The sequence below is a fragment of the Nocardia abscessus NBRC 100374 genome (genome assembly GCF_000308455.1).
Lineage (GTDB): Bacteria > Actinomycetota > Actinomycetes > Mycobacteriales > Mycobacteriaceae > Nocardia > Nocardia abscessus.
The window spans coordinates 1-26,282 of record NZ_BAFP01000064.1 but is presented as its reverse complement, the minus strand read 5'-3'; the positions used below and the strand labels follow the sequence as shown (position 1 = coordinate 26,282).

General features: G+C 69.5%; 24 protein-coding genes. 13 read left to right on the top strand and 11 right to left on the bottom strand.

All coding sequences use genetic code 11. The features are described 5' to 3' along the window. The first annotated feature begins 10 nt into the window (after window positions 1-10). The 4 genes from ON19_RS12445 (at window position 11) to ligD (ending at window position 3,755) form a co-directional block, all read left to right on the top strand. Entirely contained in the window at window positions 11-1,111 is a 1,101-nt protein-coding gene (locus tag ON19_RS12445; protein ID WP_043690390.1) for an SPFH domain-containing protein, read from the top strand. Window positions 1,112-1,149: 38 nt separating this feature from the next. Beyond that, window positions 1,150-1,545: a cold-shock protein gene (locus tag ON19_RS12440; protein WP_372478694.1), complete on the top strand. Its 396-nt coding sequence runs from the start codon at window positions 1,150-1,152 to the stop codon at window positions 1,543-1,545. A gap of 126 nt (window positions 1,546-1,671) precedes the next feature. Then, the gene (locus tag ON19_RS12435; protein ID WP_218006398.1) at window positions 1,672-2,757 is read left to right on the top strand and encodes an ATP-dependent DNA ligase; all 1,086 of its coding nucleotides are present in this window, start codon (window positions 1,672-1,674) and stop codon (window positions 2,755-2,757) included. Beyond that, window positions 2,754-3,755, top strand: a complete 1,002-nt coding sequence (gene ligD, locus ON19_RS12430) for a non-homologous end-joining DNA ligase (RefSeq protein WP_043690388.1) — start codon at window positions 2,754-2,756, stop codon at window positions 3,753-3,755. Before ON19_RS12435 ends, ligD begins: the two co-directional genes overlap by 4 nt. 9 nt (window positions 3,756-3,764) lie before the next feature. Here ligD and ON19_RS12425 read toward each other — a convergent pair whose 3' ends face one another. From ON19_RS12425 to ON19_RS12415, 3 genes are all read right to left on the bottom strand, one after another. Further along, a complete protein-coding gene (locus tag ON19_RS12425) occupies window positions 3,765-4,526 on the bottom strand; it encodes a DUF4190 domain-containing protein (RefSeq protein ID WP_043690387.1) in 762 nt (253 codons plus the stop codon). Between the two features lie 361 nt (window positions 4,527-4,887). Beyond that, window positions 4,888-5,550 carry a TetR/AcrR family transcriptional regulator gene (locus tag ON19_RS12420; RefSeq protein ID WP_043690386.1) on the bottom strand — a complete coding sequence of 221 codons (663 nt, stop codon included), beginning with the start codon at window positions 5,548-5,550 and terminating at the stop codon, window positions 4,888-4,890. After that, window positions 5,534-6,679, bottom strand: a complete 1,146-nt coding sequence (locus ON19_RS12415) for an acyl-CoA dehydrogenase family protein (protein WP_043690385.1) — start codon at window positions 6,677-6,679, stop codon at window positions 5,534-5,536. Before ON19_RS12415 ends, ON19_RS12420 begins: the two co-directional genes overlap by 17 nt. A 363-nt stretch (window positions 6,680-7,042) precedes the next feature. Here ON19_RS12415 and ON19_RS12410 point away from each other — a divergent pair, with 363 nt between their 5' ends. The 3 genes from ON19_RS12410 (at window position 7,043) to ON19_RS12400 (ending at window position 9,954) form a co-directional block, all read left to right on the top strand. Next, window positions 7,043-7,975, top strand: coding sequence for an alpha/beta fold hydrolase (locus ON19_RS12410; protein ID WP_043690384.1), 933 nt, complete (start codon window positions 7,043-7,045; stop codon window positions 7,973-7,975). Window positions 7,976-8,086: 111 nt separating this feature from the next. Next, window positions 8,087-9,517 carry an SDR family oxidoreductase gene (locus ON19_RS12405; protein ID WP_043690683.1) on the top strand — a complete coding sequence of 477 codons (1,431 nt, stop codon included), beginning with the start codon at window positions 8,087-8,089 and terminating at the stop codon, window positions 9,515-9,517. 47 nt (window positions 9,518-9,564) lie between these two features. Then, window positions 9,565-9,954, top strand: coding sequence for a DUF2784 domain-containing protein (locus tag ON19_RS12400; RefSeq protein ID WP_043690383.1), 390 nt, complete (start codon window positions 9,565-9,567; stop codon window positions 9,952-9,954). 13 nt (window positions 9,955-9,967) lie between these two features. On the opposite strand, the gene ON19_RS12395 is transcribed toward ON19_RS12400, so the two are convergent. After that, the gene (locus tag ON19_RS12395; RefSeq protein ID WP_043690382.1) at window positions 9,968-10,729 is read right to left on the bottom strand and encodes a thioesterase II family protein; all 762 of its coding nucleotides are present in this window, start codon (window positions 10,727-10,729) and stop codon (window positions 9,968-9,970) included. Between the two features lie 184 nt (window positions 10,730-10,913). Continuing rightward, complete coding sequence (locus ON19_RS12390) at window positions 10,914-11,894, bottom strand: MBL fold metallo-hydrolase (protein ID WP_043690381.1); 981 nt, start codon at window positions 11,892-11,894, stop codon at window positions 10,914-10,916. 83 nt (window positions 11,895-11,977) lie between these two features. Between ON19_RS12390 and ON19_RS12385 the strand changes: the two genes are divergently transcribed. Next, window positions 11,978-12,928 carry a LysR substrate-binding domain-containing protein gene (locus tag ON19_RS12385; protein ID WP_043690379.1) on the top strand — a complete coding sequence of 317 codons (951 nt, stop codon included), beginning with the start codon at window positions 11,978-11,980 and terminating at the stop codon, window positions 12,926-12,928. Here ON19_RS12385 and ON19_RS12380 read toward each other — a convergent pair. Both ON19_RS12380 and ON19_RS12375 read right to left on the bottom strand, forming a co-directional pair. Further along, window positions 12,913-13,782, bottom strand: coding sequence for a serine hydrolase (locus ON19_RS12380; RefSeq protein ID WP_043690377.1), 870 nt, complete (start codon window positions 13,780-13,782; stop codon window positions 12,913-12,915). The genes ON19_RS12385 and ON19_RS12380 overlap by 16 nt on opposite strands. Window positions 13,783-13,847: 65 nt before the next feature. Then, on the bottom strand, window positions 13,848-14,390 hold the full coding sequence (locus tag ON19_RS12375) for a hypothetical protein (RefSeq protein ID WP_043690375.1): 543 nt from the start codon (window positions 14,388-14,390) through the stop codon (window positions 13,848-13,850). 589 nt (window positions 14,391-14,979) lie between these two features. Here ON19_RS12375 and ON19_RS12370 point away from each other — a divergent pair. Both ON19_RS12370 and ON19_RS12365 read left to right on the top strand, forming a co-directional pair. Beyond that, complete coding sequence (locus ON19_RS12370) at window positions 14,980-16,320, top strand: CoA transferase (protein ID WP_083899325.1); 1,341 nt, start codon at window positions 14,980-14,982, stop codon at window positions 16,318-16,320. Between the two features lie 86 nt (window positions 16,321-16,406). Beyond that, window positions 16,407-17,993 carry an MFS transporter gene (locus ON19_RS12365; protein WP_083899324.1) on the top strand — a complete coding sequence of 529 codons (1,587 nt, stop codon included), beginning with the start codon at window positions 16,407-16,409 and terminating at the stop codon, window positions 17,991-17,993. On the opposite strand, the gene ON19_RS12360 is transcribed toward ON19_RS12365, so the two are convergent. Next, window positions 17,957-18,565, bottom strand: a complete 609-nt coding sequence (locus ON19_RS12360; protein ID WP_051168789.1) for a TetR/AcrR family transcriptional regulator — start codon at window positions 18,563-18,565, stop codon at window positions 17,957-17,959. The genes ON19_RS12365 and ON19_RS12360 overlap by 37 nt on opposite strands. A gap of 117 nt (window positions 18,566-18,682) precedes the next feature. Here ON19_RS12360 and ON19_RS12355 point away from each other — a divergent pair, with 117 nt between their 5' ends. From ON19_RS12355 to ON19_RS12345, 3 genes are all read left to right on the top strand, one after another. Further along, entirely contained in the window at window positions 18,683-19,735 is a 1,053-nt protein-coding gene (locus tag ON19_RS12355) for a nucleoside hydrolase (RefSeq protein WP_043690373.1), read from the top strand. A gap of 14 nt (window positions 19,736-19,749) precedes the next feature. Then, window positions 19,750-20,616 (top strand): amidohydrolase family protein, encoded by an 867-nt coding sequence (locus ON19_RS12350; RefSeq protein WP_043690669.1) that lies wholly within the window; start codon window positions 19,750-19,752, stop codon window positions 20,614-20,616. An 80-nt stretch (window positions 20,617-20,696) separates the two neighbouring features. Beyond that, entirely contained in the window at window positions 20,697-21,659 is a 963-nt protein-coding gene (locus ON19_RS12345) for an endonuclease/exonuclease/phosphatase family protein (protein WP_043690666.1), read from the top strand. A 46-nt stretch (window positions 21,660-21,705) separates the two neighbouring features. Here ON19_RS12345 and meaB read toward each other — a convergent pair whose 3' ends face one another. The 3 genes from meaB to ON19_RS12330 all read right to left on the bottom strand — a co-directional run. Further along, entirely contained in the window at window positions 21,706-22,749 is a 1,044-nt protein-coding gene (meaB, locus tag ON19_RS12340; RefSeq protein WP_051168788.1) for a methylmalonyl Co-A mutase-associated GTPase MeaB, read from the bottom strand. Further along, on the bottom strand, window positions 22,746-25,013 hold the full coding sequence (gene scpA / locus ON19_RS12335) for a methylmalonyl-CoA mutase (protein ID WP_043690371.1): 2,268 nt from the start codon (window positions 25,011-25,013) through the stop codon (window positions 22,746-22,748). The genes meaB and scpA overlap by 4 nt, the downstream gene beginning before the upstream one ends. Further along, a partial coding sequence (locus ON19_RS12330) for a methylmalonyl-CoA mutase family protein (protein ID WP_043690369.1) occupies window positions 25,013-26,282 on the bottom strand: 1,270 nt, incomplete at its 5' end. The genes scpA and ON19_RS12330, both read right to left, overlap by 1 nt.

Here is a 26,282-nt window from a genome sequence, read left to right as displayed (position 1 = left end):
GGAGACAGAGGTGCTGGGTTACCACGTGCCGGACCCGGACGAGGCGATGCTGGTCAGCGGCGCCAAGAGCCGCGACAACGCGCCGTTCACAGTGATCATCGGGCGTGGCGCCTGGGTGATTCCGCTGTTCCGCAAGGTGCGCTACCTGTCGCTGGCGATGTTCGAATCCGAGATCAAGGAGCGCTGCGTCACCAAGCAGGCGATCCAGCTCGACGTCCGCGCGGTGATCGCGTTCAAGGTGGCCAACGACACCCAGTCCATCGTGAACGCCGCGCAGCGGTTCCTGTCCGAGCAGGAGCGGGAGATGTCGGTGCTGACCGGGCGGATCTTCTCCGGGCACCTGCGCTCGATCGTCGGCTCGATGACGGTCGAGGAGATCATCCGGGAGCGCCAGAGACTGGCCGACGAAGTGCTCGTCGCGTCGAAAGTCGAGATGAGCAATATCGGCCTGTGGGTCGATTCCTTCCAGATCCAGTCCATCGACGACGGCAACCTCGGCTATATCGCCGCGCTCGCCGCGCCGCACAATGCCGCGGTGCAGCGCGACGCGCAGATCGCGCAATCGCAGGCCGCGCAGGCGGCGGCGCAGGCCGAGCAGGAATCGCAGCGCAGGCAGGCGGAATATCAGCGCGAGACGGCGATCCTGCGCGCGCAATACCAGCGCGATATCGACAAGGCCAACGCGGAGGCGGCGCAGGCGGGCCCGCTCGCCGAGGCGCTGGCGTTGCAGGAGGTGCTCACCGCCCAGGCCGAGCAGGCGCGCAAGGAAGCCGAACTGCGTGAGCAGCAGTTGCAGGCCGAGGTCGTGAAACCCGCTCGGGCCGAAGCGGATCGAGTACGCATCCTGGCCGAGGCGGAGGCCGACCGCACCCGTATCCAGGCCGAGGCGGCCGCGTCGAACAACCGGATCGCGCTGGATCAGTTGTTGATCGAACAACTTCCGGAAATCGTGAAGCAGGCGTCGAACGGCTTGGCGAACGCGAATCTCACCGTGCTCAACGGGCCCGACGGAGTAGGCGAACTGGTGAACGGAATGGTCGGTCAGGGACTGACCGTTTTCAATTCGTTGCAAAAGGCGCTTTCCTCCAACGACGGCGAAAACGCGGGTTAAAGTGGCCGAGTAGCGACGGCGACGAGGAGCGGGTGTTGGTGTCCATCGGGAAATTGGTGTCGTTCGACAGCTCTCGGGGATTCGGATTCATTCGACCGGAGGACGGTGGGCCCGATGTGTTCGTCCACGTCAACGACATCGGTCTGGACGAGGACGAGCTGCGGCAGGGGCGGGTATTCGAATTCGAGGTGACCGAGGGAGACCGCGGACCCAAGGCGGTCAATCTCAGCCTGGTCGGCGGAGCGCCCGCGCCGCCCGCCCGGCACAAGGGCAAGGACAGGCCGGGTTCGGGACAGCTCACCGTCGCCGAGCACAAACGCCTGATCACCGAACTGCTCCTGGACGCCAGCCCCGCGCTCACCGCGGGCGAGATCCTCACCATCCGCGACCGGCTCACCGCGTTCGCCGATCAGCACGGCTGGCTGGAGAACTGACCGGAGAAGTCCACGATCCTGTCGGGGCCCGCGCCTACGATCGAGCCGAGACCGCGGCCACATACCGATGAGTTTGCTCGGCGCGCGCCGTCGGTATGGGTGAGGATCGAACCCGAGGAGGATCGCGTGGACCTACCGGTGATGCCACCAGTGCGGCCGATGCTGGCCAAAACCGCGCCCGCGGTGCCGCGCGAGCCGGGGCTGAGTTACGAACCCAAATGGGACGGCTTCCGCTGCATCGTGTTCCGCGACGGCGCCGATGTGGAGCTCGGCTCCCGTAACGACCGGCCTCTGACCAGGTATTTTCCCGAGGTCGCCGAATTGCTGAAGCAGGCGCTGCCGGATCGCTGCGTGGTGGACGGCGAGATCGTGGTGGTCACCGAGCAGGGCTTGGATTTCGACACTCTGCAGAACCGTCTGCACCCCGCCGCGTCCCGGGTCGCCAAGCTGGCCGCGGAGACGCCGGCCAGTTTCGTGGCGTTCGATCTGCTCGCGCTCGGTGACAAGGATCTGACCGGCGAGCCGTTCACCGAGCGCAGGCGGCTGCTGGAAACGATCCTGGACACCGCGCTCGCGCGCGTCCATCTCACCCCGATCACCCACGATCCCGACGTCGCGCAGGACTGGTTCACCCGTTTCGAGGGCGCCGGTTTCGACGGCGTGATGGTCAAGTCCGACCAGCTCGCCTATATGCAGGACAAGCGGGTCATGTTGAAGGTCAAGCACGAGCGCACCGCCGACTGCGTGGTGGCGGGATTCCGCTGGCACAAGGACGGCGCCGGTGTCGGTTCACTGCTGCTGGGCCTCTTCGATGAGGAGGGGCACCTGCACCATGTGGGGGTGGCCAGTAGCTTCACCGCGGCCCGGCGCAAGGAACTGGTCGAGGAGCTGGCGCCGCTGCGGGAGAACGCGCTGGACAACCACCCCTGGCGGGACTGGGCCGACGCCGCAGCGCAGGCCGCGGCGGACGGCAAGATGCCCGGCGGCGTCAGCCGCTGGACCGGCGGCAAGGATCTGTCCTGGGAGGCGCTGCGGCCGGAGCTGGTCGCGGAGGTGCGCTACGAGCACGTGCAGTCGGGCCGCCTGCGCCACGGCGGCAGGCTGGTGCGCTTCCGCAGCGACCGGACGCCCGAGTCGTGTACCTACGCTCAGCTCGACGAAGTCGCACCGGCGGAATTGAGCACGCTGTTCGGCGAAGGCGCGGCGCGATGACCGAGTCCGTCGATATCGAGACCGACGGCCGGACCGTCACGATCAGCAATCCGGGCAAGGTCTACTTCACCGAGCGCGGCGAGACGAAACTCGATCTGGTGCGGTATTACCAGGAAATCGCCGAACCGTTCCTGAACGTGGTCGGCGGACGTCCGCTGCTGCTGGAGCGCTACCCGGACGGGGCCTCGGGTAAATCCTGGTTCCAGAAGCGGGTGCCGAAATCCGCGCCGGAATGGCTGCGCACGGTGGAGGTGTCCACACCGAACGGCACCACCAGCGACGCCCTCGTCGCGCACGATCTCGCCCATATCCTGTGGGCGGTGAACCAGGGGTGCCTCGGATTCCACGTCTGGCCCAACCGCGCCGACAACCTGGAGATCGCCGACGAGTTGCGCATCGACCTCGATCCCTCTCCCGGCATCACCTTCGCCGATCTCCGGCAGGCGGCGATATGTACCAGGGATCTACTCGCCGAACTCGGTATCGAATCGTGGATCAAGACCTCCGGGTCACGCGGCTTGCATCTCTACTCCGCGCTGGAGCCGAAGTGGGACGGATATCAGGTGCGGGCCGCCGCGGTGGCGCTTGCGCGTGAATTGGAGCGCCGGTATCCGGAGGACATCACCGCGCAGTGGTGGAAAGAGGAACGCGGCAACCGGGTATTCATCGATTTCAATCAGAACGCGCCGCACAAAACGGTTTTCGGGGCCTGGTGTGTGCGGCCGAAGGTCGGCGCGCAAGTCTCGACGCCGATCGGCTGGTCGGATCTGGAGTCGGTGGTGCCCGACGAGCTGACCATCGCGACCGTTCCCACACGCTACGCCGAGTCGGGCGACCCGTGGGCCGACCGTGCGCCCCAGTCCATCGCCCCGCTCTTGGAGATGTCCGAACGGGATATGGCGGCCGGGCTCATGGACGCGCCGTGGCCACCGCAGTATCCCAAGATGCCGAACGAACCGCCTCGGGTGCAGCCGAGCCGCGCGAAGAAGTCCGAATAGCCTCCGCCGCTATTCGGTCCACAGCACCCACGTGCCGCCGCGGCCGTTGACTTCACACACCAGGGCGCGGCCGTCGGCGGTGCGGCCGGTCTTGGCGCCCGAGGCGTCGCACTTCGATCCCGCCTGCTGCACGGCGGTCGCCACGGTGTGCGGGCCCGACCACTGGTAACCGCCCCCGGTCGTCAGACAGATCAGGGTGCCGCCGGTGGCGGCGCTGCCGATCTGCCCGAGCTGGGCCTCGGTGCAGGATGCGCCCTTCGTCACCGGTCCGGGACTCTCCGGCGGCGGCGTGGTCGTCACGGCGGGGCTCGGTGCGGCGGTCGTGGTGGTCGCCACCGGGCGCTCGACGGTCGTGGGCATCGACGCGACGGGTGCGGGTGCGATCGTGGCGGTGCGGTTCATCAGTTCCGGCATCCAATTGCCGGTCAGCAGGACGAACCCGGCCACCGCGGTGATCTCGGCGACGCCGAGCAGCAGCGCGAACATCGCCATGACCCGGCCACGGGGATGGCTGAAGGCGATGAAGCCGAACACGATGGCCACCGGGAACAGGCCGAGCAGCGCCGCCACCAGCGCGACGATCGCGTACGGATTGACGATCGGCGGAATCTCCACGCGTAGCCGTCCGGTCCGGCGGCGGCTCGGCGGCTGTTCGGCCCAGCGTTCGTCCTCGTCCTCGGACCAGTGACCGTCGGGCTCCGGCTCCGACCAGCGGTCATCCGGCTGCGCCTGCGGCCAGCGATCCGTTTCACGCCGTTCTGCCCGTGTCATTCAGGTCCTCTCCACACCGACACACCGTGCAGGAACCTCGGATATTGTCCGGACCCGCCCCGATATACCGACACAGAATAGGACGCGCGACGCGAAAAGTTGATCCGAAGGGTCCGATATTTGTGATCGGGCCGTAATAACAAACTCACCGCAACTCCCGGGGATCTGTTAGCCGAGGCGCATGCTGGTCGACCGGCGACCTGCCCAACTCCACAGATCGAAGGCGGATCAATGACCGATAAGACGACGTCGAGCGGCGGGTACTTGCTGAGCCGACTCGACGGGGCCGGAGATTTGCTCGACGCTCATACCCGGCATCGTGATGTGAGCCCTGCGCGCCCGCGCTGAGGCCGCGCAGCCTTCACTGCCTGCGATCGACCTTGGGCAGCGATTCGGTGACCAGCGTGAGCAACATGTCGCACAACAGGTCGTGCACCTGCTCGCGGGTGAGCGTGCCGCGGGTGATCCATTCGCGGCCCGCGACCTTGACCAGCCCGCCGTAGGCGCGCACCATCGCGCGCAGTTCGGCATCGTGTGCCGAATCGGCGAGGCCCACCATCAGCAGCAGACGTTCGGCCGCCGCGTCGTCGGCCGCGTCGAGGATCTGCTGCACCTCCGGGTCGTCGCCGACGCCCTCGTGGCTGGTCACTTTCACCCAGGTGCTGCCGTGTTCGGCGATGGTGTCCAGCAGCCAGCGCACGCTGGCGTCCACGCGCTCGCGCCAGGAGCCGGTGGGCACGGTCATGTCGTCGAGTTTGGGCAGCGTGACCATCCGCCGCACCACCGCGAGGTAGAGATCGCGCTTGTTGCCGAAGTAGTGGTTGATCAGGCCACGGGCCACACCGGCCCGCTGGGCCAGTTCGGCGGTGGAGACGGCCGCGTACGGGCGTTCGCCGAACATGTCGATGGCGCAGGCGAGGATCTGCGCGCGCCGCTCGTCGGGTTCGAGCCTGCGGCGGCGCGGTAGCGCCGGGTCGGCGCCACCGTCCGCGGTCGTACTCCTGGTATCAGAGAGACCGGGCAATGAGATCCTTCATCACCTCGTTGCTGCCCGCGAGGATGCGCAGGACGCGGGCGCCGGTGTAGAGCTGGGAAATCGGATACTCCGTCATGTAGCCGTAGCCGCCGAACAGTTGCAGGCAGCGGTCAACCACGATACCGAGCTGATCGGTCAACCAGTACTTCGACATGGCAGCGCTGGGAATATCGAGTTCGCCGCGCAAATGCTTGGTGATGCAGTCGTCCAGGAAGGTGCGGGAGACCTTGGCGATGGTCGCGCACTCGGCGAGTTCGAACTTGGTGTTCTGCATGGCGAACAGCGGCTTGCCGAAGGCTTCGCGGCCCTTGGTGTAGTCGACGGTGAGCTGCACGGCCTGCTCCATCATGGCGACCGCGATGATGGCGGTGACCAGGCGCTCCTGCGCCAGCATCTGCATCATCTGGTAGAAGCCCTGGCCCTCGGCGTCGCCGAGCAGGTTGGACGCGGGCACGCGCAGGCCGTCGAAGAACAGTTCGGCGGTGTCCTGGGCCTTGCCGCCGATCTTGTTCAGGATGCGTCCGCGTTCGAATCCGGGGGTGTCGTCGCCGACTTCGGCGAAGATCAGCGAGACGCCGGCCGCGCCCTTGGTCGGGTCGGTCTTGGCCGCGATGATGATGCCGTCGCAGAGCCAGCCGTTGGTGATGAAGATCTTCGAGCCGGTGATGACGTACTCGTCGCCCTCGCGCACCGCGCGGGTCTTGATGTTCTGCAGGTCCGAGCCGGTGCCCGGCTCGGTCATGCCGATGGACAGCACGATCTCGCCGCTCGCCGCCTTGGGCAGCACGCGCCGCTTGAGTTCTTCGGAGCCGAATTCGTAGAGGTAGGGCGCGATGATCGAGCTGTGCACGGGGATGCCCATCGACCCGTCGCCCGCACGCGCCTGCTCCTCGATGATGGCCGCCTCGTGCGCGAAGGTGCCTCCGCCGCCGCCGTATTCGGCGGGAATCGCGGGGCACAGCAGGCCGAGTTCGCCCGCGCGGTTGTACAGCGCGCGATCGGGGTGTCCCTGGGCGACGAATTTCTCCTCATGGGGGACGACTTCCTTCTCGAAGAAGGTCCTCGCCAGGTCTCGTACCGCCTCGACCTCGTCGTCACTCCACGCCGCGCGTGCCATCGCTCGATCCTTTGCTCGCTCCGGTCCGGCTCCGTCGCCGGCTCCGTCCCCAGATTCCCGCACTATTGGCGAGTTGTCAACAAGAGTCGGACGCCACTTCAGGAGCTGTCGGAACACGATCCGGGCCGGTCTGCGCCCCCGCTGTATCGAGAGCAGCGGGCGCCGAGGACAGCGGGAGTACCGAGTGGTCCGGCGAGAACAGCCGCGGGGCCGCGATACCGCCGGTGAGCTGCGCCATAATTCGGCGTTTTACCTTTCCCTCGAGCGGTCAATCCTTCGTACTGTCCGTAGCGAAATTACTGACGTTCGGCACGACGGCGACGTGCCATCGGATCGGTAGCCGGCAGCGAACGAGGCGCAGACATGACCGAACTGCTCGACACCACCGAAACGCCCCGCCCCGACCGCACCTGGACGGTCGACCGCGACGGCGCCGAGCTCGCCGTCTTCGAATGGGGTGACGCGGCCGCCGACCCTTTGGTGCTGGTGCACGGCCTCACCGACACCCACCAGGTGTGGGCCACGGTGGCGGCCCTCCTGGCCGACGGCTTCCGGGTCATCACCTACGACGTACGCGGGCACGGACGATCGGACACGCCCGGCGCGCCGGCGGAGTATCGCCTCGGCCACCTGGCGGCGGACTTCTTCGCGGTGATCGATGCCGCCAGCCCGCGCAAGCCGGTGCATACGTGCGGGCACGGCTGGGGTGCGGTGCAACTGTGGGAGGCGGTCTGCGACGAGCGGGCCAACACCCGCGTCGCCTCGTTCACCGCGATCGCCGGACCTAACCTCGACCATCTGGGCCTGTGGCTGCGCGCCCTGGCGCCGCGCGCCGGACGCGAACTCGGCGACTTGGGCTGGTGGCTGCGGGGAGCGCGCTGGGCGCTCACGCCGGGTCCGATCGTCCGCAGGCTCTACCCGCCGCGGGTGCGCGGCCTGCTGGTGCGGCAGCTGGGCGGTATCTCGCCGTTGCCCGCGCGCGTCGCACGGACCTGGCGCACCGACCTGGTGGCGGGTGCGCGCATCGTGCAGGCCAACCTGCTGCACCACGTGAGCAAGCCGCGGGTGCGGCGGACGGCGGTGCCGGTCCAATTGCTGGTCGACACCACCGACCCGTTCGTCCCGGCCGCCGTCTACGACGCCTCCGTGCGCTGGGTCGACAAGCTGTGGCGCCGCGCCGTCCCCGCCGACCACTGGCTGCCGATCACCGAACCGCTGCTGGTCGCCGAGGCGATCGCCAACTTCGTCGACGATCTTCACGCCGACCGCGCGGCCATCAGCCCGCGCAGCAGCTGACCGAGGGGCGTTCCGGCGCGAACACAGGCAACCGGGCGGTTACCCGGCAGGCGGGTTTGCGACAATGGGCCGGTCGTCTACCCAGCTCTATGAAGGATGTCCCCCGCCGCGATGGCCGAAAGCATGATCGATCCCGAGGACCTCGCGACCTGTCTTCGGGTCCTGGAGCAGGCCGGAAACCTGGAGAAGGATCACCCCGACTCGGTGCTCGTGCAGCGGGCGGTCGGGCACATGTTCAAGAAGCTCAAGCAGCGCCGTCGTTCCGAGGCGCGCGAGGCGGTCTCCTCCGCCGATCGCGCGGTGGTCGCCGCGACCGCGACCGGCTCACCGAACCGGATCGACGACGAGACCGCGGGCATCCCGATCAGCTCGACCGCCGCCGGCGCCAGCGCAGGCACGCTGATCCGCGCGCGTCCCTGCTACATCTGCAAGCAGCGCTACACCCGGGTCGACGCCTTCTACCACCAGCTGTGCCCGGATTGCGCGGCGAGCAGCCACGCCAAACGCGACGCCAGGACCGATCTGAGCGGGCGCCGGGCACTGCTCACCGGCGGTCGCGCCAAGATCGGCATGTACATCGCGCTGCGCCTGCTGCGCGACGGCGCGCACACCACCATCACCACGCGCTTTCCCAACGACGCCATCCGGCGGTTCGCCGCGATGGACGACAGCGCGGACTGGCTGCACCGGTTGCGCATCGTCGGCATCGATCTGCGCGACCCGGCCCAGGTGGTCGCCCTCGCCGACGACGTCGCCGCCCAGGGCCCGCTGGACATCCTGATCAACAACGCCGCGCAGACGGTGCGCCGCTCCCCCGGCGCCTACAGCGCCCTGGTCGATGCCGAATCCGGACCGTTGCCCGCCGGCGCGCTGCCGGAGGTGGTGAGTTTCGGCAAGACCATGCAGGCGCACCCCACCGCGTTGACCGCCTCGCTCACCCCCGCCCTGACCGCCGCCGACGTCGCCGAACTGGCCCTGGTCGCGGGATCCGCGACGCCGGAACGTATTTCGCGCGGGGTGGCGATCGACGCGGGCGGCCTGGTGCCGGACCTCGCGCACACCAACAGCTGGGTGCAGACCGTCGCCGAGGTGGACCCGACCGAACTGCTCGAGGTGCAGCTGTGCAACTCGGTCGCGCCGTTCATCCTGGTCTCGCGGCTGCGCCCGGCGATGGCCGCCGCGCAGGCGCGCCGCAAGTACGTCGTGAACGTCTCCGCGATGGAAGGGCAGTTCTCCCGCGCCTACAAGGGCCCGGGGCACCCGCACACCAATATGGCCAAGGCCGCGTTGAACATGCTGACCCGCACCAGCGCCCGCGAGATGTTAGAGCAAGACGGCATTCTGATGACCGCCGTCGACACCGGCTGGATCACCGACGAACGCCCGCACTACACGAAGGTCCGCCTCGCCGAGGAGGGCTTCCACGCGCCACTGGACCTGGTCGACGGCGCGGCGCGCGTCTACGACCCGATCGTGCAGGGCGAGAACGGCACCGATCTGTTCGGCTGCTTCCTCAAGGACTTTCAGCCCTCCCCCTGGTAGGAGTCCGATCCGGGATCCCGCACGCGGGGAAAGGCTACGCTGGAGGCGTGCTCTACCGGCTGTTGGCCGACGCCACCGTCGCCACGCACTTCGCCTTCGTGGCCTACGTGGTGGTCGGGGGATTTCTCGCGTGGCGCTTCCCGCGCACGATCTGGCTGCACCTGATCGCGGTCTGCTGGGGATTCAGCACGATCGTGGTCGGCTTCGACTGCCCGCTCACGCATCTGGAGAATTGGGCGCGCGAGCGCGCGGGGCTGGCGCTGCTGCCGTCGAGCGGGTTCATCGATCACTACCTCACCGGCGTGATCTATCCCGAACACGCGCTCGGATCGGTGCGCATACTGGCGGCCGCCCTCGTGGTGGCGTCCTGGATCGGCTACGTGTGGATGCTACGCGTGCGGTCCGCCCCGGCCGTCCAACTGCAGGTACCGCACTGATCGCCCTCGGTCCTCAGGCGGACGCCAGGTGGCGCGCGACGAAGCCGGCTACCTCCGCGGCGTGCTCGTCCAGATAGAAATGCCCACCGGGGAAGGTCGCGCGGTCGAATCCGGCACCGGTGTGCGCCCGCCATTCGTCGGCCTGTTCGGGTCGCATCGTCGGGTCCTCGGTGCTGACCAGCGCCGCGATGCCCGCGCGCAGCGGCTCCCCCGGCTGATAGCGATAGGTCTCGACCGCTCGGTAATCGGCACGCACGGCGGGCAGCACGAGTTCGGCGAGGCTCGGCTCGGCGCGCAGCATCTCGAGCGGCGCTGGGTCCGCGGCCAGCCGCACCAGGTCGCCGATGAGGTCGTCGTCGGAGGCCAGGTGCAACCGCCCGGTCTCCTCGAAAGTCGGTGCGGGACGGCCGGACACGAACAGCGTGGTCACCGGCTGCCCGGCACGCTCGAGCCTGCGCGCGGTCTCGAACGCCACGGTCGCGCCCATGCTGTGCCCGAACAGCGACAGCCCCGCGACCCGGCCCTGGGCGAGCACTTCCCGGGCGATCCGGTCCGCGAGCGCGACCAGATCGGTGATCGGGTCCTCGCCCAGCCGGTCCTGCCGCCCGGGGTACTGCACCGCGAACACCGCGACGCCCGGCCCGAACCGCTGTGCGAGATCTCGATAGGCCGTGGCCGATCCGCCACCGGGCGGGAAGCACAGAAGATGCTGCCGCACGACCGCCTCGGATCGCAGAGTCCGCAACCACGCCGAATCGGTGATGGTTCCAGCCACGTTCGGTCTCCCTTCTCCACCGTCGGTCCCGGCGCGAGCCGGACCAGACCACGGTAATCGGCCGCGCCGGTCAGCGACCGAATCGACATCCTGACCCGCCTCTCCTGTGAATTCCGCTCCGGATCGTGGCGCTCGGCGGCAACGGGCCGGAGAGATGGACGATATGCCGGAGCGGAGGAGCCGGTCAGGGCGTGAAGGTTTGCAGGTGGTCCACGGTGACGAAGGTGCTCTGCGGGCTGACCGCGGCGACCGCCGAGCGCAGGGGCTCGAGCCCGCCCCAGTCGCGGGCGGGTTCGGTGAGCGGATGATCGAAGTCGTCCCAGTGAGTGGGCAGCACGTAGCGCGGATTGCCGGTGGCGCGCAACAGGCGCCCGACGTAGTCGGCGATCTTGCCGCCTCCGGCGGGCAGCAGCAGCACATCCGGGCGCAACCCCGCCACTTCCGACTCGATGTAGTTCGAGCCGCCGAAGTCCAGCACGCTCACCCCGCCGCCGCTCACCTCGTAGGCGAGCGTGCCGCCCTCGACGAGATCGCGAATCACTCTGGGCTCAGGGAGATTTCCGCTGCCGAAGCCTGGCCGGGTGCCCGCGAAGGCCACCGTGGCACGTGGTCCCGAAGCAGAATGCAATGAGCGCAGCACCCGGATGGTGTAGCCGTCGAAGCGGAGGACCTCGCCACCGGTGGCCAAGGCGAGCTGCTGCTCCGGCGCGCCCAGCGCGGCCATCAGGTTCAGGTGCGTCTCCGTGCCGAGCACCGTCGCCCCGGTCTTCTTCGCCAGGTACGGCACGTCGGCGAGGTGGTCGTAGTGGCCGTGGGTGACCAGGATGTGATCGGCGCGCAATTCGCCGCTGTCGACGTAACGGTCGATCAGGGCGGTGTCCACGGTGATCGGAGTCTGCGGATCCGCGCCATCGGCGGTGTAAGTTCCGGTATGGAACCTGGTCAGCCACGGATCGATGAGCACGGTCTTGCCGCCGGGAAGGCGGATCTCCCAGCTGTTGTTGCCCCACCACCGCAGCGTCACAGCGCCGGACGGTCCGCCCGCCGAGGCCGGCGCCGCCGCACCGTTGTTCGTGGAATCTGTTGTAGCGCAAGCAACTAGGCCCGCGAGCGCGGCCGCACCCGCGGTCGCGCCGAAGAATTCACGCCGTCCGAGACCTGTCATGCAGGCACCACACCACAAGCTCGGCGTCGGTGTCCAAGACCTACGCGCGCACTCACTGATATCGGAACGGATATCGTCGCAGCGTGGACCAGTTGCGCCAACTCCGGTACTTCGTCGCCGTCGCGGAGGAATTGCATTTCGGGCGGGCCGCCGAACGCCTCGGCATCGCCCAGCCGCCGCTGAGCCAGCGCATCCGCCGTCTGGAGGCCGACCTCGGCGCGCGGTTGTTCGACCGGGACAGCCGCCGGGTCGCGCTCACCGAAGCCGGGCAGATCCTGCTCGCGGAGTCCAAGGACCTGCTGGCCCGCTGGGAACGAACGAAATCGCTGGTGGGCAAGGCGCATCGGGGCGAGATGGACGCGGTGCGCATCGGCGTGCCGCCCGAATTGGCCGGGCGGTTGCTCGCCGCACTGCTCACCGCGTTCGAGGCCAGGGACGTCCGGGTGGACCTGCAGGAACTCACCACCGCCGAGCAGGTCCGGCTGCTCGCCGACCGGCAACTCGACGCCGGGTTGCTGCAACACCCGGTCGACGCGGTCGGCCTGGAACTCGGACCGGCGGTCCAGACGCCACTCGGCGTGGTGCTGCCCCGCGATTCGCCGCTGGCGGCACGGTCGGCACTCGAACTGGCCGACCTCGCCGGGCACGGCTTGGTGATCTTCCCGCGCGCGGCGGCGCCCGGCCTCTACGACGCCACCCTGCGCCGGTGCTGGGAACACGGCTTCCGTCCGACGTCGGTCCAGCACGCGCGCAACCCGGAATTCGTGCTCGGGATGGTGCTCTCCGGTCGTGGCGTGGCCTTCGACCAGGGCATGGTGGCGCAGAAGGAACCACGGGTGGTCTGGCGGCCGCTGCCGGAGGAAGCACTGAGTCACCGGCTGTCGCTGGCCTGGCCGGTCGGCGTGGCGCATCCCCTGGTGGGTGAACTGGCTGAGCTGGTCGTGACGGTCCTGCAGGACGACGGCTCGTCCCGGCCAGCCACGGTCGCGGATTCGCCGCAACGGCCGTGGAACGTCGTCTACGGCAGGCCGTGAACGATGCGGCCGATCGCCTCGACGGCGGCGGCGCCGATGGCGCGATCCACCTCGGGCAACCGCTGCGCCAGCGTCGCCGCGCGCGTGAAAACGGCGACGGCATACCGCGTACGGTCCGGATATTCGACGACACCGATCTCGTTGCGCACCCCGGGCAGCGTCCCAGTCTTGGCCCAGACCTGCACCTCCGGAGGGAAGGCGGCCGCGAGGCGGTACCAGTTCACCTGCTGGCGCATCAGGTCGCGAACCCACCGGCACGCCTCGGGCGCGCCTGCCTGATCGAGGGCGATCAGGGTGAGCAGCCGGGCCATCTCACGCGGGGTGCTCGCGGTGGTCCGCCCCGGGTCCAGCGCCCTGGTGCGCAGCACCTGCTCGGCGGTCAGCTCGGGGAACCGGCGGGCGAATTCGGCCGCGTCGGCCGCGCCGATGTCCTCGGCCATGGACCGCACGACCGCGCGTGGGGGACCGACGACCCGGGTGGCGGTGAGACCGAGTTCGCGCAGCAGCGAGCGCACGTTGTCCAGCCCCACCCGGTCGAACAGCAGGTCGGCGGCGGTGTTGTCGCTGACGGTGAGTGCGAGGTACGCCGCGTCGCGCAGGCTGAACTCGACGTCGTCGGCGCAGCCCGCGGTGCCGACGCCGCCGAGCCGGTCCGCCGCCCGCGCCCGCACCCGGTCGGTGGGGTCCAGTTGTCCCGCCGCCACCTGCCTGGCGAACTCCAGCACCAGCGGCACCTTCACCACCGACGCCAGCACCACCGGCTCGTCCGCCCCCGAGCCCGCCTCGGCGCCACAACCGACGCATCGGGCATACACCCACCCCTCGACGCCTGCGGTCCGAAAGATCTCCTGCACCGGTGCAGCATCCCCGTCCCGAGGGGCGGGTACGGCAGCGGGGGTCGCGCGAGCGGGAGGGCCCCTCAGAGTTCGCCGAGCCGGGTCCGCGCGAGACGCTGTTCGAGTTCGGCGATCCGCTGCCGGTAGCCGGCCAATTCGGTGAGACGCGACCCCATCTCGTCGGTCAGCTGCGCGATCCGGCCGAGGTAGCGGTGCGCGGGGCGATCGGCCCAGTGGGCGCCCGCGCGGCCGTAATCCGCGGCACGCTCGACGTCGCTTGCGGCGACGCCCGCCGCCTTCGCGTCCGTCATCGCCGCCGCCAGCGCCGCCTCGAGCTGCTCGGTGCGCAGTCGCGTCGCCTGATCGTGGCCGCCGGTCCCCAGCGCGGCGCGTTCGGCGGCGAGGTTCTGGATCTCCCGCAGGTACCCGGCGTTCTGGGCGTCCTGGACGGCCATCAGCTCGTAGTCGTGCTTGATCGGCGCGGAGCGGACCCGGTCCGGGATCAGAGCGGCGCGCGGCTGCATGTCGTTGCCGAAGACCGGAATTCGGTCCCGCACAGCGGAGTTAGGTTTCTTCCTGACCACCGGCACCGTGTATTCCGCGCTTCCGGCATAGACGTTCGTCATCGTCGCTCGACCTCACCTATGGCTGCCGCGTGGTGTTCGGTGCGGCCTGCCATGTTCTGCCCTCTGTCCGCACGCGACGGACAGGTCATCGGTTCCGCGCGGCGTCCCGCGCCGGTTGCTGCGGTGCAGCATGGGGATATCCTGGCCAATTCCTCCGGCTTCGGCGCGTGCCACTATCCTCACTGGCGAGAAGGACTCTCCGACAGCTCCTTTCGCGTAGTGCGGTCCTGAAGTCCCGCTCGGCATCGCCACTGTGCGGGACGCCGAGCGCATCCGGAAGACGCCGCCGAAGGCCGCGGGCTCGTCAGCATTTCATCCGCAATCTCGGCGGCACCCGTCCGCGCTTCGGCGGTCGCCGTCCGAGCGCTCTCGGCGGACCCACCCGGACGCGCGCCCGGTTCGATCAGCGATCGTCCCGCCGCATCGACCCACCGCGCACCGGCAGGCGGGCCGTGCTGAGCGGCGATCCGGATCGTCGCAGGTGGCGCGACAGAACGGCGGTGTGGTCCGGAATCCGCGGGCGGCAACGGCTCCGGCCGGGGGGACCACGACACGCGGCCTCTCCGGACCGGCAACTAGGCTGAAGCGAGTGATCACGCACGCACGGCTCGTCCACGACTACGAGGCCGGTATCGGTGTCACCGCCTCGCGCATCTCCCCCTCGCCCGATCCGGGTAGCAATCTCGCCGCGACACTACCGGTCTGGGCGCTGGCCGCCGGTTCGGTGACAGCGCTGACGGCGGCCGCGAACCGCATGCGGACCGCGCGCGGCCTCGACCCGGTGGCGCACCGCATCGATCCGGCCCGTATCACCGCGGCCTTCTCCAGCGAGCGCCTGTTACGCATCAGCGGCCGGTTCCCGACGCCGTTCGCCGAGCTGTCCGGTTTCTTCCCCACCTTCGACGGGTGGGTTCGCACGCACGCGAACTACCCGCACCACCGGTCGCTGCTGCTGTCCGCGCTCGGCCTGCCCGAGTCCGCGCCGGTGGACCTCGTGGTTGCCCAGATGGCCATGATGCGCGCCGCGGACCTGGAGGAACAGGCCGCCGCGCACGGCGCCGTCGCGGTCCGCGTCCGCACCGAGGCGGAATGGGCCGCCAGCCGCGAGGGACAGGCCGCCGCGGCGGGCCCGGTGGTCGCGATCACCTCGCGCGCCGACCGCGGCGAACTCGGATTGCCGTCCGGCGCCGCGCCCTTGCAGCCGCTGCGTGGCGTGCGTGTGCTCGATCTGACCAGGGTGATCGCGGGTCCGGTCGCAACGCGGGCGCTCGGGCTGCTCGGCGCCGAGGTACTGCGGATCGATCCGCCGCAGCTGCCGGAGATCTCCTGGCAGTTCGCCGACACCTGCCAGGGCAAACGCTCCACACTCGTCGACCTGCGCACACGCGGCATCGACGACCTGATCGCCGCCGCGGACGTGCTGATCACCGGGTACCGGCCGGGCTCGCTGGAGCGCGCGGGCGTGCGCGCCGCCGCCCGGCCCGGCCTGATCCACGGACGGGTCTCCGCCTGGGGTGAGTCCGGTCCGTGGGGCGGACGGCGCGGCTTCGACAGCATCGTGCAGGCCGCCTCCGGCATCTCGATCCTCGAGGGTGCGCCCGCGGTGCCGGGGGCGCTGCCCGCGCAGGCGCTCGACCACGCGTCGGGCTACCTGCTCGCGGCGGGCGTGATCGACGCCTTGGCCGCGCGGGCCGACGACGGCGTCGGACGGGACGTGCGGGTGGCCCTGGCCCGCACGGCGGCCTGGCTGCTCGACGCGCCGGACCGTACCCCGGGTCATCCCAAGGCCGCTTTGCCGAGCCCGGCGGAGGCGGTCCGGCACGGGCAGGTCGTCACCGCGCCGCCCGTGCTCGCCGAGTACCCGGATTACGCCTGGCCCGCACCCGCCTACGGCGCGGATCGTCCCGCCTGGCCGCTGCCCGCGCACTGATCGTCCCGCCGGGGCGCCGCGAAAATCCTTTGCGGCGTCCCGGTCACGGGCGATGAAATGGTGCTCCTCGCGTCGTCAGAACCGACATGACGCTCATCGACACCGTTTCCGAAGGGACCCGCGCCGTGGACAGCACGCTCGACCGCGTCGCCGAACCGCTGGCGGGCAAGCGGGAGTGGGTCGGGCTCGGTGTGCTCGCCCTCGCCTGCCTGGTCTACGCCATGGACATGACGGTGCTGCACCTCGCCGTGCCGATGATCAGCGCCGAACTGCGCCCGACCAGCTCACAACTGCTGTGGATCATCGACGTCTACGGGTTCATGGTGGCCGGGCTGCTGGTCACCATGGGCACCCTCGGTGACCGCGTCGGCCGGCGCAAGCTGCTCATGGCAGGCGCGGCGGCGTTCGCGGTGGTCTCGGTCGTCGCGGCGTTCGCGCCGAGCGCGGAACTGCTCATCGCCTGCCGCGCGCTGCAAGGGATAGCGGGCGCCACCCTCGCGCCGTCCACGCTGTCGTTGCTGTTCAGCATGTTCCGCGATACCCGGCAGCGGTCGGTGGCGGTCGGGGTGTGGGTGGGAGCGTTCTCCGCAGGCGGCGCGGTCGGCCCGCTGTTCGGTGGCGTGCTGCTGGAGCGATTCTGGTGGGGCTCGGTGTTCCTGCTCGCGGTGCCGGTGATGGCCTTGCTCCTGATCCTCGGGCCGAAGGTGCTGCCGGAGTACCGCGACCCGGATGCCGCGCGGCTGGACCCGCTCAGTGCCGCGCTGTGCGTCGCGGCGATGATCGCGCTGGTATTCGGCATGAAGAAGATCGCCCAGGACGGGCTCGGCGGCGCCGCGCTGCTCGCGATCGCCGGTGGCCTCGCCGTCGGCGTCGTGTTCGTGCGCAGACAGCTGCGCGGCCGGGATCCCATGCTCGATCTGCGGCTGTTCCGGCTGAGCACGTTCCGCATCGCACTGCTGATCAACATGGTCGGCGTCTTCGTCGCCTTCGGCTACTTCCTGTTCGTAGCCCAGTACTTCCAACTCGTGCTCGGCCTGTCACCGCTGGCGGCGGGCCTGGTGATGGCACCGTCCGGACTCGGCTTCATCGCCGGTTCGCAACTGGCTCCGCAAATCGTCCGGGTGGTCCGCCCGGCCTACCTGATCGGTTCGGGCCTGGCGACCTCGGCTGTCGGCCTGCTGCTGATGACGCGGATCGGCGTCACCGGCGGGGTGCCGCTCGCGCTGGTCGCCTCGGTGATCATCGCGCTGGGCTTGGCCCCGGTGTTCGGCATCACCACCGAGCTGATCGTCGGCTCGGCGCCGCAGGAACAGGCGGGCGCCGCCGCGGGCGTCTCCGAGACGGGAGCGGAACTCGGTGGCGCCCTGGGCATTTCGGTCCTCGGCAGCATCAGTGTCGCGCTCTATCGCGGCGATCTCACCGGCTCGCTGCCCGCCGATCTGCCCGGCGAGGCCGAGCGCTCGGTGCGCGACACCCTGGGCGGCGCGGTGCACACGGCGGCGGGATTACCCGGGGAGTTGGGCGACGCGGTGCTGCGGGCCGCGCGGGAAGCGTTCCTGCACGGAGTCCACGTGACGGCCGGCGTCGCCGCGGTGGCGGCTCTGGTGCTTTCGGCGGTCGCCGTGCTTCGTTTGCGTCACATCCCGGCCGGGGAACTGTCGAGCGAGCACTGATTCTCGCTTCCGGCCAGCGCGGCGACCGCCTTCGCCAGGCGGTCGCCGTCCGGCAGTCTCGTTTCCGGAACGATGGTCTGCAGCACCCCGAGTCCTTGGACGAGCACGAAGTACAGCTCCGCGATCGCCTCGGCCTGGTCTTCGCTGAGCTGCGGGTGTGCCTCCCGCAGGGCATCCGCCATGTCCCGATAGGCCCCGGGCAGGCTCTGAGCGAAGAACTTCTGCGACTCCGGCGACCGGGCGACGCGCACCAGATTCTCCATGCTCGCCAGCATGCTGTCGCGGTTCTCGGTGAACACCGCGGGCATGCCGTTCCACAGCGCGGCGAACGCCGCCAGCGGCGCGGCACCGCTGCCCGCGCGAATCTTCGCCTCCATGCTGTCGCCGATCGCGGTGCCCAGAGTGTCGGTCAGCGCTTCGGTGATCAATTGCTCCTTGGAGCCGAAGTGGTAGCCGATCGCCGCCAGGCTCACACCGGCTGCCGAAGCGATGTCGCGGGCGGTCGCCTTCGCGACGCCACGCTCGACGATGACTTTTCGTGCTCCCGCCAGTAGATCCTCGCGATTTCCCATGCCTCCAGGCTACAACGTCTTAGACAAACGTACTAGACGTATGTCCTACCCGTGCGATCGCCGAGCTACCGGCGACCTCGGCGGCGCGCCCGACCACCGGCTCGCTAGTCTCGTGCCGTGCGGCAGAAGATCATCCTGGACGTCGACACCGGCATCGACGACTCGCTCGCGCTGCTGTACCTGCTCGGCTCTCCGGAGGCCGAGATCGCCGGAATCGCCGCGACCGCGGGCAACGTTTCGGCGGCGCAGGTGGCGGCGAACAATCTGGCCTGGCTGGACGTCTGCCACGCACCCGAGATCGAAGTGGCGCTCGGCGCCCCGGCTCCACTGGCGATCCCGCTGCGCACCACCGAGGACACGCACGGACCGCAGGGCATCGGATACGCCGAGCTACCTGCGTCGGCCCGCCGTCTCTCGCCCCGATCGGCCGCCCGGATGTGGGTGGATCTGGTGCGCGCCCATCCCGGCGAGATCGTCGGACTCTGCACCGGTCCGTTGACCAACCTCGCCCTCGCATTGCGGATGGAACCGGACCTGCCGCTGCTGCTGGACCGCCTGGTGATCATGGGCGGCGCGTTCAACCATCCCGGCAACACCACGCCGACCAACGAGTGGAACGTGCACGTCGACCCGGAGGCCGCCAAAGAAGTCTTCGACGCGTTCGCCGCAGCCCCGGCGAGGCGCAGGCCGATCGTCTGCGCGCTCGACATCACCGAGACCATCGAGATGCGCCCCGAGCACTTGATACGCCTGGCCGAGCGCGCGAAAAGCTTTCCGGTGGAGCATGTCTCGCCGTCCGATCCACTCGGGACCCGCTCGGCCGCGAGCAATCCGATCGTCCGGCACGTCACCGATGCCGTGCGGTTCTACTTCGATTTCCACCATGGCTACCAGCTGGGCTATCTGGCTCATATGCACGATCCGTTCGCTGCCGCGGTGGCGCTGGATCCGGCGTTGGCCCGCGTCCGCCCGGCGACGGTGGACGTGGAGTTGGCGGGCACCATCACCCGCGCGACCACGGTCGCCGACTGGACGGGCATGTGGGGCCGGGAACCCAACGCCGACATCGTGCTCGGCACCGATCCGGAGCTGTTCTTCGATCGCCTGATCGCCCGGATCGGCGACTTCGCGCGGGCCGTGCACCCGCCCGCGGCTCAGGAGGTCCGGTGACCGGCGCGGACGACATGGCCTACCTGTCGACCTTCCGCGCCCGGCTCGGGCTGCCCGGCATCATCGACGTGCACACCCATTTCATGCCCGATCAGGTGATGCGGAAGGTGTGGGCGTATTTCGACACGGTAGGCCCGCTGACCGGCCGCGCCTGGCCGATCACCTACCGCTCCGACTCGGAGGTCCGGTTGAAGACGTTGCGCGACTTCGGTGTTCGCGCGTTCACCGCACTGGTGTATCCGCACAAGCCGGACATGGCGGCGTGGCTGAACGGATGGACCGCCGATTTCGCCGCCCACACCCCCGATTGCCTGCACACCGCCACGTTCTTTCCCGAGCCGCAGGCGGCGAGCTATGTCCGCGCGGCGGTCGAGGGTGGGGCTCGGGTCTTCAAAGCGCACGTTCAAGTCGGCGGCTACCATCCGGGCGACCCGCTGCTGGACCCGGTCTGGGGCCTGCTGGAGGACGCGGGGATTCCGATCGTCATCCATTGCGGTTCCGGCCCGGCACCGGGGGCACACACCGGACCGGAGCCTATTGCCGGTGTGCTACGCCGCTTTCCGCGCCTGCGGCTGATCGTCGCGCACATGGGCATGCCCGAGTACTCCGAGTTCCTCGACCTGGCCGAGGACTACCCGGAGGTGCGGCTGGACACCACAATGGTGTGGACCGATTTCGCCGAAGCCGACGTACCCTTCCCGGTACACGAGCACGGCAGGCTGAGCGCCTTCGCCGACCGCATCCTGTTCGGCAGCGACTTCCCCAATATCCCGCACTCCTATGGTCATTCGATCGAGGCGCTCGAACGCCTCGATCTCGGTGACGACTGGTTGCGCCGGGTCTGCTACCGCAATGCGGCGGCGCTGTTCGGCATCGAATGACCCGCCAGAACCGGCTCGGGCGTGGATTGCCGATCCGCGGCGAGATCTTCCGCAGGTATCGTGCCGCCGCGGGTTCGAACGTGATATCGAAACCGATTCGGGTCGGCGTGGACCTGCTCGCATGGATAGCGACGCTGACCGGGGCGGTCGGGGTCGCATTGCATTTCAACCGATCGTCGTCGCGGCTGGTGGTCTTGGCGGCTTCGGGTGCGCCGTATCTGATGAGCTCCGCACTCGTGGCGGCGGTGGCGTTCGTGGCCGTGCGCCGCCGGCGCGGCGCGGCGGTCGCGCTGGCTGTCCTCGCCATCGGCATATGGACACAGGCTCCGCTGTACGTCGGTCGCTCGGGCGCCGAGGACGGACCGGCGATCACCGTGATGCAGGCCAATCTGCTCTTCGACGGTGCTGATCCGAGCACGCTGGTCGACCAGGTGCGCGCGCGGGGCGTCACGGTGCTCACCGTCAACGAACTCACGCCTGCGGCAGTCGAGGGCCTCGACCGCGCGGGCCTCGACCGATTACTGCCCTACCGGTATCTCGCACCGGGCAGGACCGCGACCGGGACGGGGATCTGGAGCAGCTACCCCCTGTCGGAGACAGTCGAATACGACGGCTTCGTCCTGAATCAGATCTCGGCGACGGCGCTCGTCCCGGACGCCGGACCGTTGACGGTGTTCGCCTTCCATCCGGTGCCGCCGGTGTTCGGCACCGAGGTCTGGGCCGACGAATTGTCCCGCTTGCACGCGATTCTCGAACGATCGCCCGCGGACCGACCCGCGATCGTAGGCGGCGACTTCAACGCCACCTACGATCATCGGCAGTTCCGCGTGATGCTGTCCGGGCGCTTCGGCGATGCCGCCGAACAGGCGGGGGCCGGGCATCTGGTCACCTATCCGACCGACAAGCGCTGGCCGCCTCTGGTCGGGATCGACCACATCCTCGTCGCAGACGGCCGTGCGACCGCGGTGCAGACCGTGGGCCTGCCGGGAGCGGATCACCGCGCGCTGGTGGCGCAGGTCCGCTTGCACGGTGCGCAGCGGTGAGCCATACCGCGACATCGCCGATTCGGTCGGCTCCGGATCCGTCGGGTCAGCGCCCGTCGAAGGCGCGCAGCAGTTCCTCGGCGGCGAGCGCGGCGGTCAGGGTGCCGTCGCGAACCTGTTTCTCCACCTGCGCCCGGATGGCTTTCACCTCCGGGTTGTCGGCGAGCCTGCGCAGCAACTGGTCGTGCACCATGGTCCAGGTCCAGTCGACCTGCTGGCGCCGCCGCTGCGCGTCGAATTCCCCGGCGTCGGTGAGCACGCGGCGGTGTTCGAGCACCGTGTCCCAGAACCGGTCCAGGCCGTTGCCTTCCAACCCGCTCATGGTCAGCACCGGTGGCCGCCACAGCGCGTCGTGCGGGTGGATCAGGCGTAGCGCACCGGCGAGCTCCCTGGCGGCGGCTTTGGCTTCGACCTCGTGTTTGCCGTCCGCCTTGTTCACCGCGACCAGGTCGGCGAGTTCGAGCACGCCCTTCTTGATGCCCTGCAGCTGGTCACCGGTCCGGGCCAGGGTGAGGAAGCAGAACACGTCGACCATGTTCGCGACGGTGACCTCCGACTGACCCACTCCGACGGTCTCGACCAGGATCACGTCGTATCCGGCCGCTTCGAGCAGCGCGATGGTCTCACGCGTCGCCTTGGCCACGCCGCCGAGCGTGCCCGCGGTGGGCGAGGGCCGGATGTAGGCGTCGCGTTCCACCGCCAGGCGCGCCATCCTGGTCTTGTCGCCCAGGATCGATCCGCCGGTCCGGGTCGAGGACGGGTCGACCGCGAGCACGGCGACCCGGTGCCCCTGCCCGATCAGGTACATGCCCAGCGCGTCGATGAAGGTCGACTTGCCGACGCCGGGAACGCCCGTGATGCCGACGCGGTGGGAGAGCGGGCTCCCCGAGCCCGCCTCCGGCGAAACCTTCAGCAGCAACTGCTGCGCCAGCGCCCGGTGATCGGCCCTGGTGGACTCCACCAGCGTGATCGCCCGCGCCAGGGCGGCCCGCTCGTTGGCGCGGACCGCCGCGGCGAGGGCGTCGATGTCGATCGTCCGGCGCGCGGCCACCTTCGGGGTGTCCCGCGCCGCGGAGCCCGCTTCGCTCATTCCGTCGCGGCGCCGCTGCCGAGTTCGTGACCGAGTTCGGCGCCGAGCTTCTTCAGCAGGTCGATGGCCGCGTCCGCGATCACCGTGCCGGGCGGGAAGATCGCCGCCGCGCCGGCCTGGTAGAGCTCGTCGAAGTCACCGGGCGGGATCACGCCGCCGACGATGACCATGATGTCGGGGCGTCCGACCTCGGCCAGTGCCTGCCGCAGGGCGGGCACCAGCGTGAGGTGGCCGGCCGCCAGCGACGACACCCCGACGACGTGCACGTCGTTGTCGGCCGCCTGCTGCGCCACCTCTTCCGGGGTCTGGAACAGCGGGCCCACGTCGACGTCGAAGCCGAGGTCGGCGAAGGCCGTGGCGATCACCTTCTGTCCCCGGTCGTGACCGTCCTGACCCATCTTCGCGACGAGGATGCGTGGCCTGCGGCCCTCCGCCTCGGCGAATTCCTCGACCAGCTCACTCGCCTTGGTGATGTTGGTGACCTTTCCGGCCTCGTCGCGGTACACACCGGAGAGCGTACGGATCTCCGCCTGGTGCCTGCCGTACACCTGCTCCAGCGCATCGGAGATCTCGCCGACGGTGGCCTTGGCCCTGGCCGCGTCGATGGCCAGCGCGAGCAGGTTGTTCACCATGCCGCCCTCGGAAGAGGCCGCGGCGCGGGTCAATTCGGCCAGTGCCCGCCGCACCGCGTCGGGGTCGCGCTCGGCGCGCAGCCGCCGCAGTTTCTCGATCTGCTCGGCGCGCACCCGCGAGTTCTCGACCTTGAGGACCTCGACCTGCTGATCCTCTTCGACCTGGTACTTGTTGACGCCGATCACCGGCTGCTGACCGGTGTCGATGCGCGCCTGGGTGCGCGCGGCGGCTTCCTCGATGCGCAGCTTCGGGATACCTTCGCCGATCGCCTGCGCCATGCCGCCGTGCGCCTCGACCTCGGCGATATGCGCGCGGGCGCGGTTGGCCAGCTGGTGGGTGAGCCACTCGACGTAGTACGAGCCGCCCCACGGGTCGATCGGGCGGGTGGTGTTGGACTCCTGCTGGATCAGCAGCTGGGTGTTGCGGGCGATGCGGGCGGAGAAGTCCGTCGGCAGCGCCAGCGCCTCGTCGAGCGCGTTGGTGTGCAGCGACTGGGTGTGGCCCTGGGTGGCGGCCATCGCCTCGATGCAGGTGCGCGCGACGTTGTTGTAGGCGTCCTGCGCGGTGAGCGACCAGCCGGAGGTCTGCGAATGGGTACGCAGCGACAGCGATTTCGCGCTCTTCGGGTTGAACTTCGCGACCAGCTCGCTCCACAGCAGGCGTCCGGCGCGCAGCTTGGCGACCTCCATGAAGAAGTTCATGCCGATCGCCCAGAAGAACGACAGCCGCGGTGCGAACTTGTCGACCTCCATGCCGGCGTCGATGCCCGCGCGGATGTACTCGACACCGTCGGCGAGGGTGTAGGCCAGCTCCAGATCGGCGGTCGCGCCCGCCTCCTGGATGTGGTAGCCGGAGATGGAGATCGAGTTGAACTTCGGCATCTTCGCGCTGGTGTAGGCGAAGATGTCGGAGATGATCCGCATCGAGGGCTTCGGCGGGTAGATGTAGGTGTTGCGGACCATGAACTCCTTCAGAATGTCGTTCTGAATGGTTCCGGCCAGCTGTTCGGGGGCGACGCCCTGCTCCTCGGCGGCGACGACGTACAGCGCCAGGATCGGCAGCACCGCGCCGTTCATCGTCATCGAGACGCTGACCTGGTCCAGCGGGATGTGGTCGAACAGCTGGCGCATGTCCAGGATCGAGTCGATGGCCACGCCCGCCATGCCGACATCACCCTGCACGCGCGGGTGATCGGAGTCGTAACCGCGGTGGGTCGCCAGATCGAAGGCGACCGACAGACCCTTCTGGCCCGCCTGCAGGTTGCGCCGGTAGAAGGCGTTCGAGTCCGCGGCGGTGGAGAAACCGGCGTACTGGCGGATGGTCCACGGCTGGTTGACGTACATGGTGGGGTACGGCCCGCGCACGAACGGCGCGACGCCGGGCACGCTGTCGAGCGGATACCCCTCGGCCGCAATGGCATCCCGGTCGGCCTTGGTGAATACCGGTGGGACGTCGATGCCCTCGGGTGTCGCCCACACCAGCTGTTCGGGGGCGTACTGGTTGGCCGCCGCGGCGGCACGCACGTACTCCGTGACCTGCGCCGCGTCGACCGCGGCGGGCTCCGGTGCGCGCTCGGCCAGCGGCACGTCGGCGAAGCTGCCGATCACGTGCTTGATCTCACGAGTAGTCATCAGGCTCCCACCTTCTCCAGCAGGCCGGACAGCGCGGCGACGGCGTCGATGCGCGCGGCGAGGAATCCGTCCGGGCGCTGCGCGTCGTCCAGGTCGGCGACGGCTTTCGCCGCACCGGCCAGCAGCACGGTGGACACACCCGCGGCGCGCAGTTGCTCCACCGCCGCACCGGCTTCGGATCCGTAGCGCGCGTCCGAGCCGCACAGCACCGCGATCGGCGCCCCGGCTCCGGTGGCCGCCGCGGCGATCGCGTCCACCGCGAGCGGACCGGGATTGATCGACTCGATGCCGCCCGAGGCCAGCAGATTCGCGATGAAGGTGACCCGTACGTTGTGCTCGGCCACCGACCCGAGCGGGACCAGCAGCGCCTTCGGCCGCGTGCCGTGTTCGGCGAGGAACGCGTCGGAGCGGTCACGCAACCGCTCGAACGCGGCGCCGTAGCGGGCGACCCGGCCGCTGCGCCGCGCCGCCTCGGACAACGGCTGCTCGGCCAGATTCGGGAATTCGTTCACGCCGGTGACGGCGGTCTTGCGGTGCGCGACATCGGTGTCGCGAGCAGCCTTGGTGGCGGCTACGCGCTCGGCGAGCAGATCGGATTCCAGCGCGGCGAGGTAGCCACCGGCCGCCTCGATCTCTTGGAGGAACTCCCACGCCTTCGCCGCCAGCGCGGCGGTGAGGTCCTCGACGTACCAGGAGCCCGCACCCGGGTCCAGCACATGACCGAGATGCGATTCCTCGAGCAGCAGCAGCTGGGTGTTGCGGGCCATGCGGTCGGCGAACGACTTCGAGACGCCGAGCTCACCGGGCGGCAGAGCGGAGTCGAACGGCAGCACGGTCACGGTGTCGGCGCCGCCGATGCCCGCGCCGAACGCCGCGAGCGTGGTGCGCAGCATGTTCACCCAGGGATCGCGTTGGCTCATCATGGCGGCCGAGGTAACCGCGTGCTGGGGGGCTCCGCCGAAATCCGGTGCGCCGCAGACCTCCGCGACCCGCGCCCAGAGCTGCCTGGCGGCACGGAACTTCGCGATGGTGGCGAACTGATCGTCGGTGGCCGCGAGCCGGAACTCCAGTTGTCCCAACGCGTCGGCGATGTCCACGCTCTCGGTCAGCGACCGGAGGTATGCCAAGCCCGCGGCGACGGCCGCGCCCAGCTCCTGCGCGTCGGAGGCACCGGCGTCGTGGAAGACGGTGGCGTCCACGGTGATCGCGCGAACCGTCTCCGCCCGCTGCGCCGCCTGTCCGGCGAGCGCGACGGCTTCGGCGAGGCCG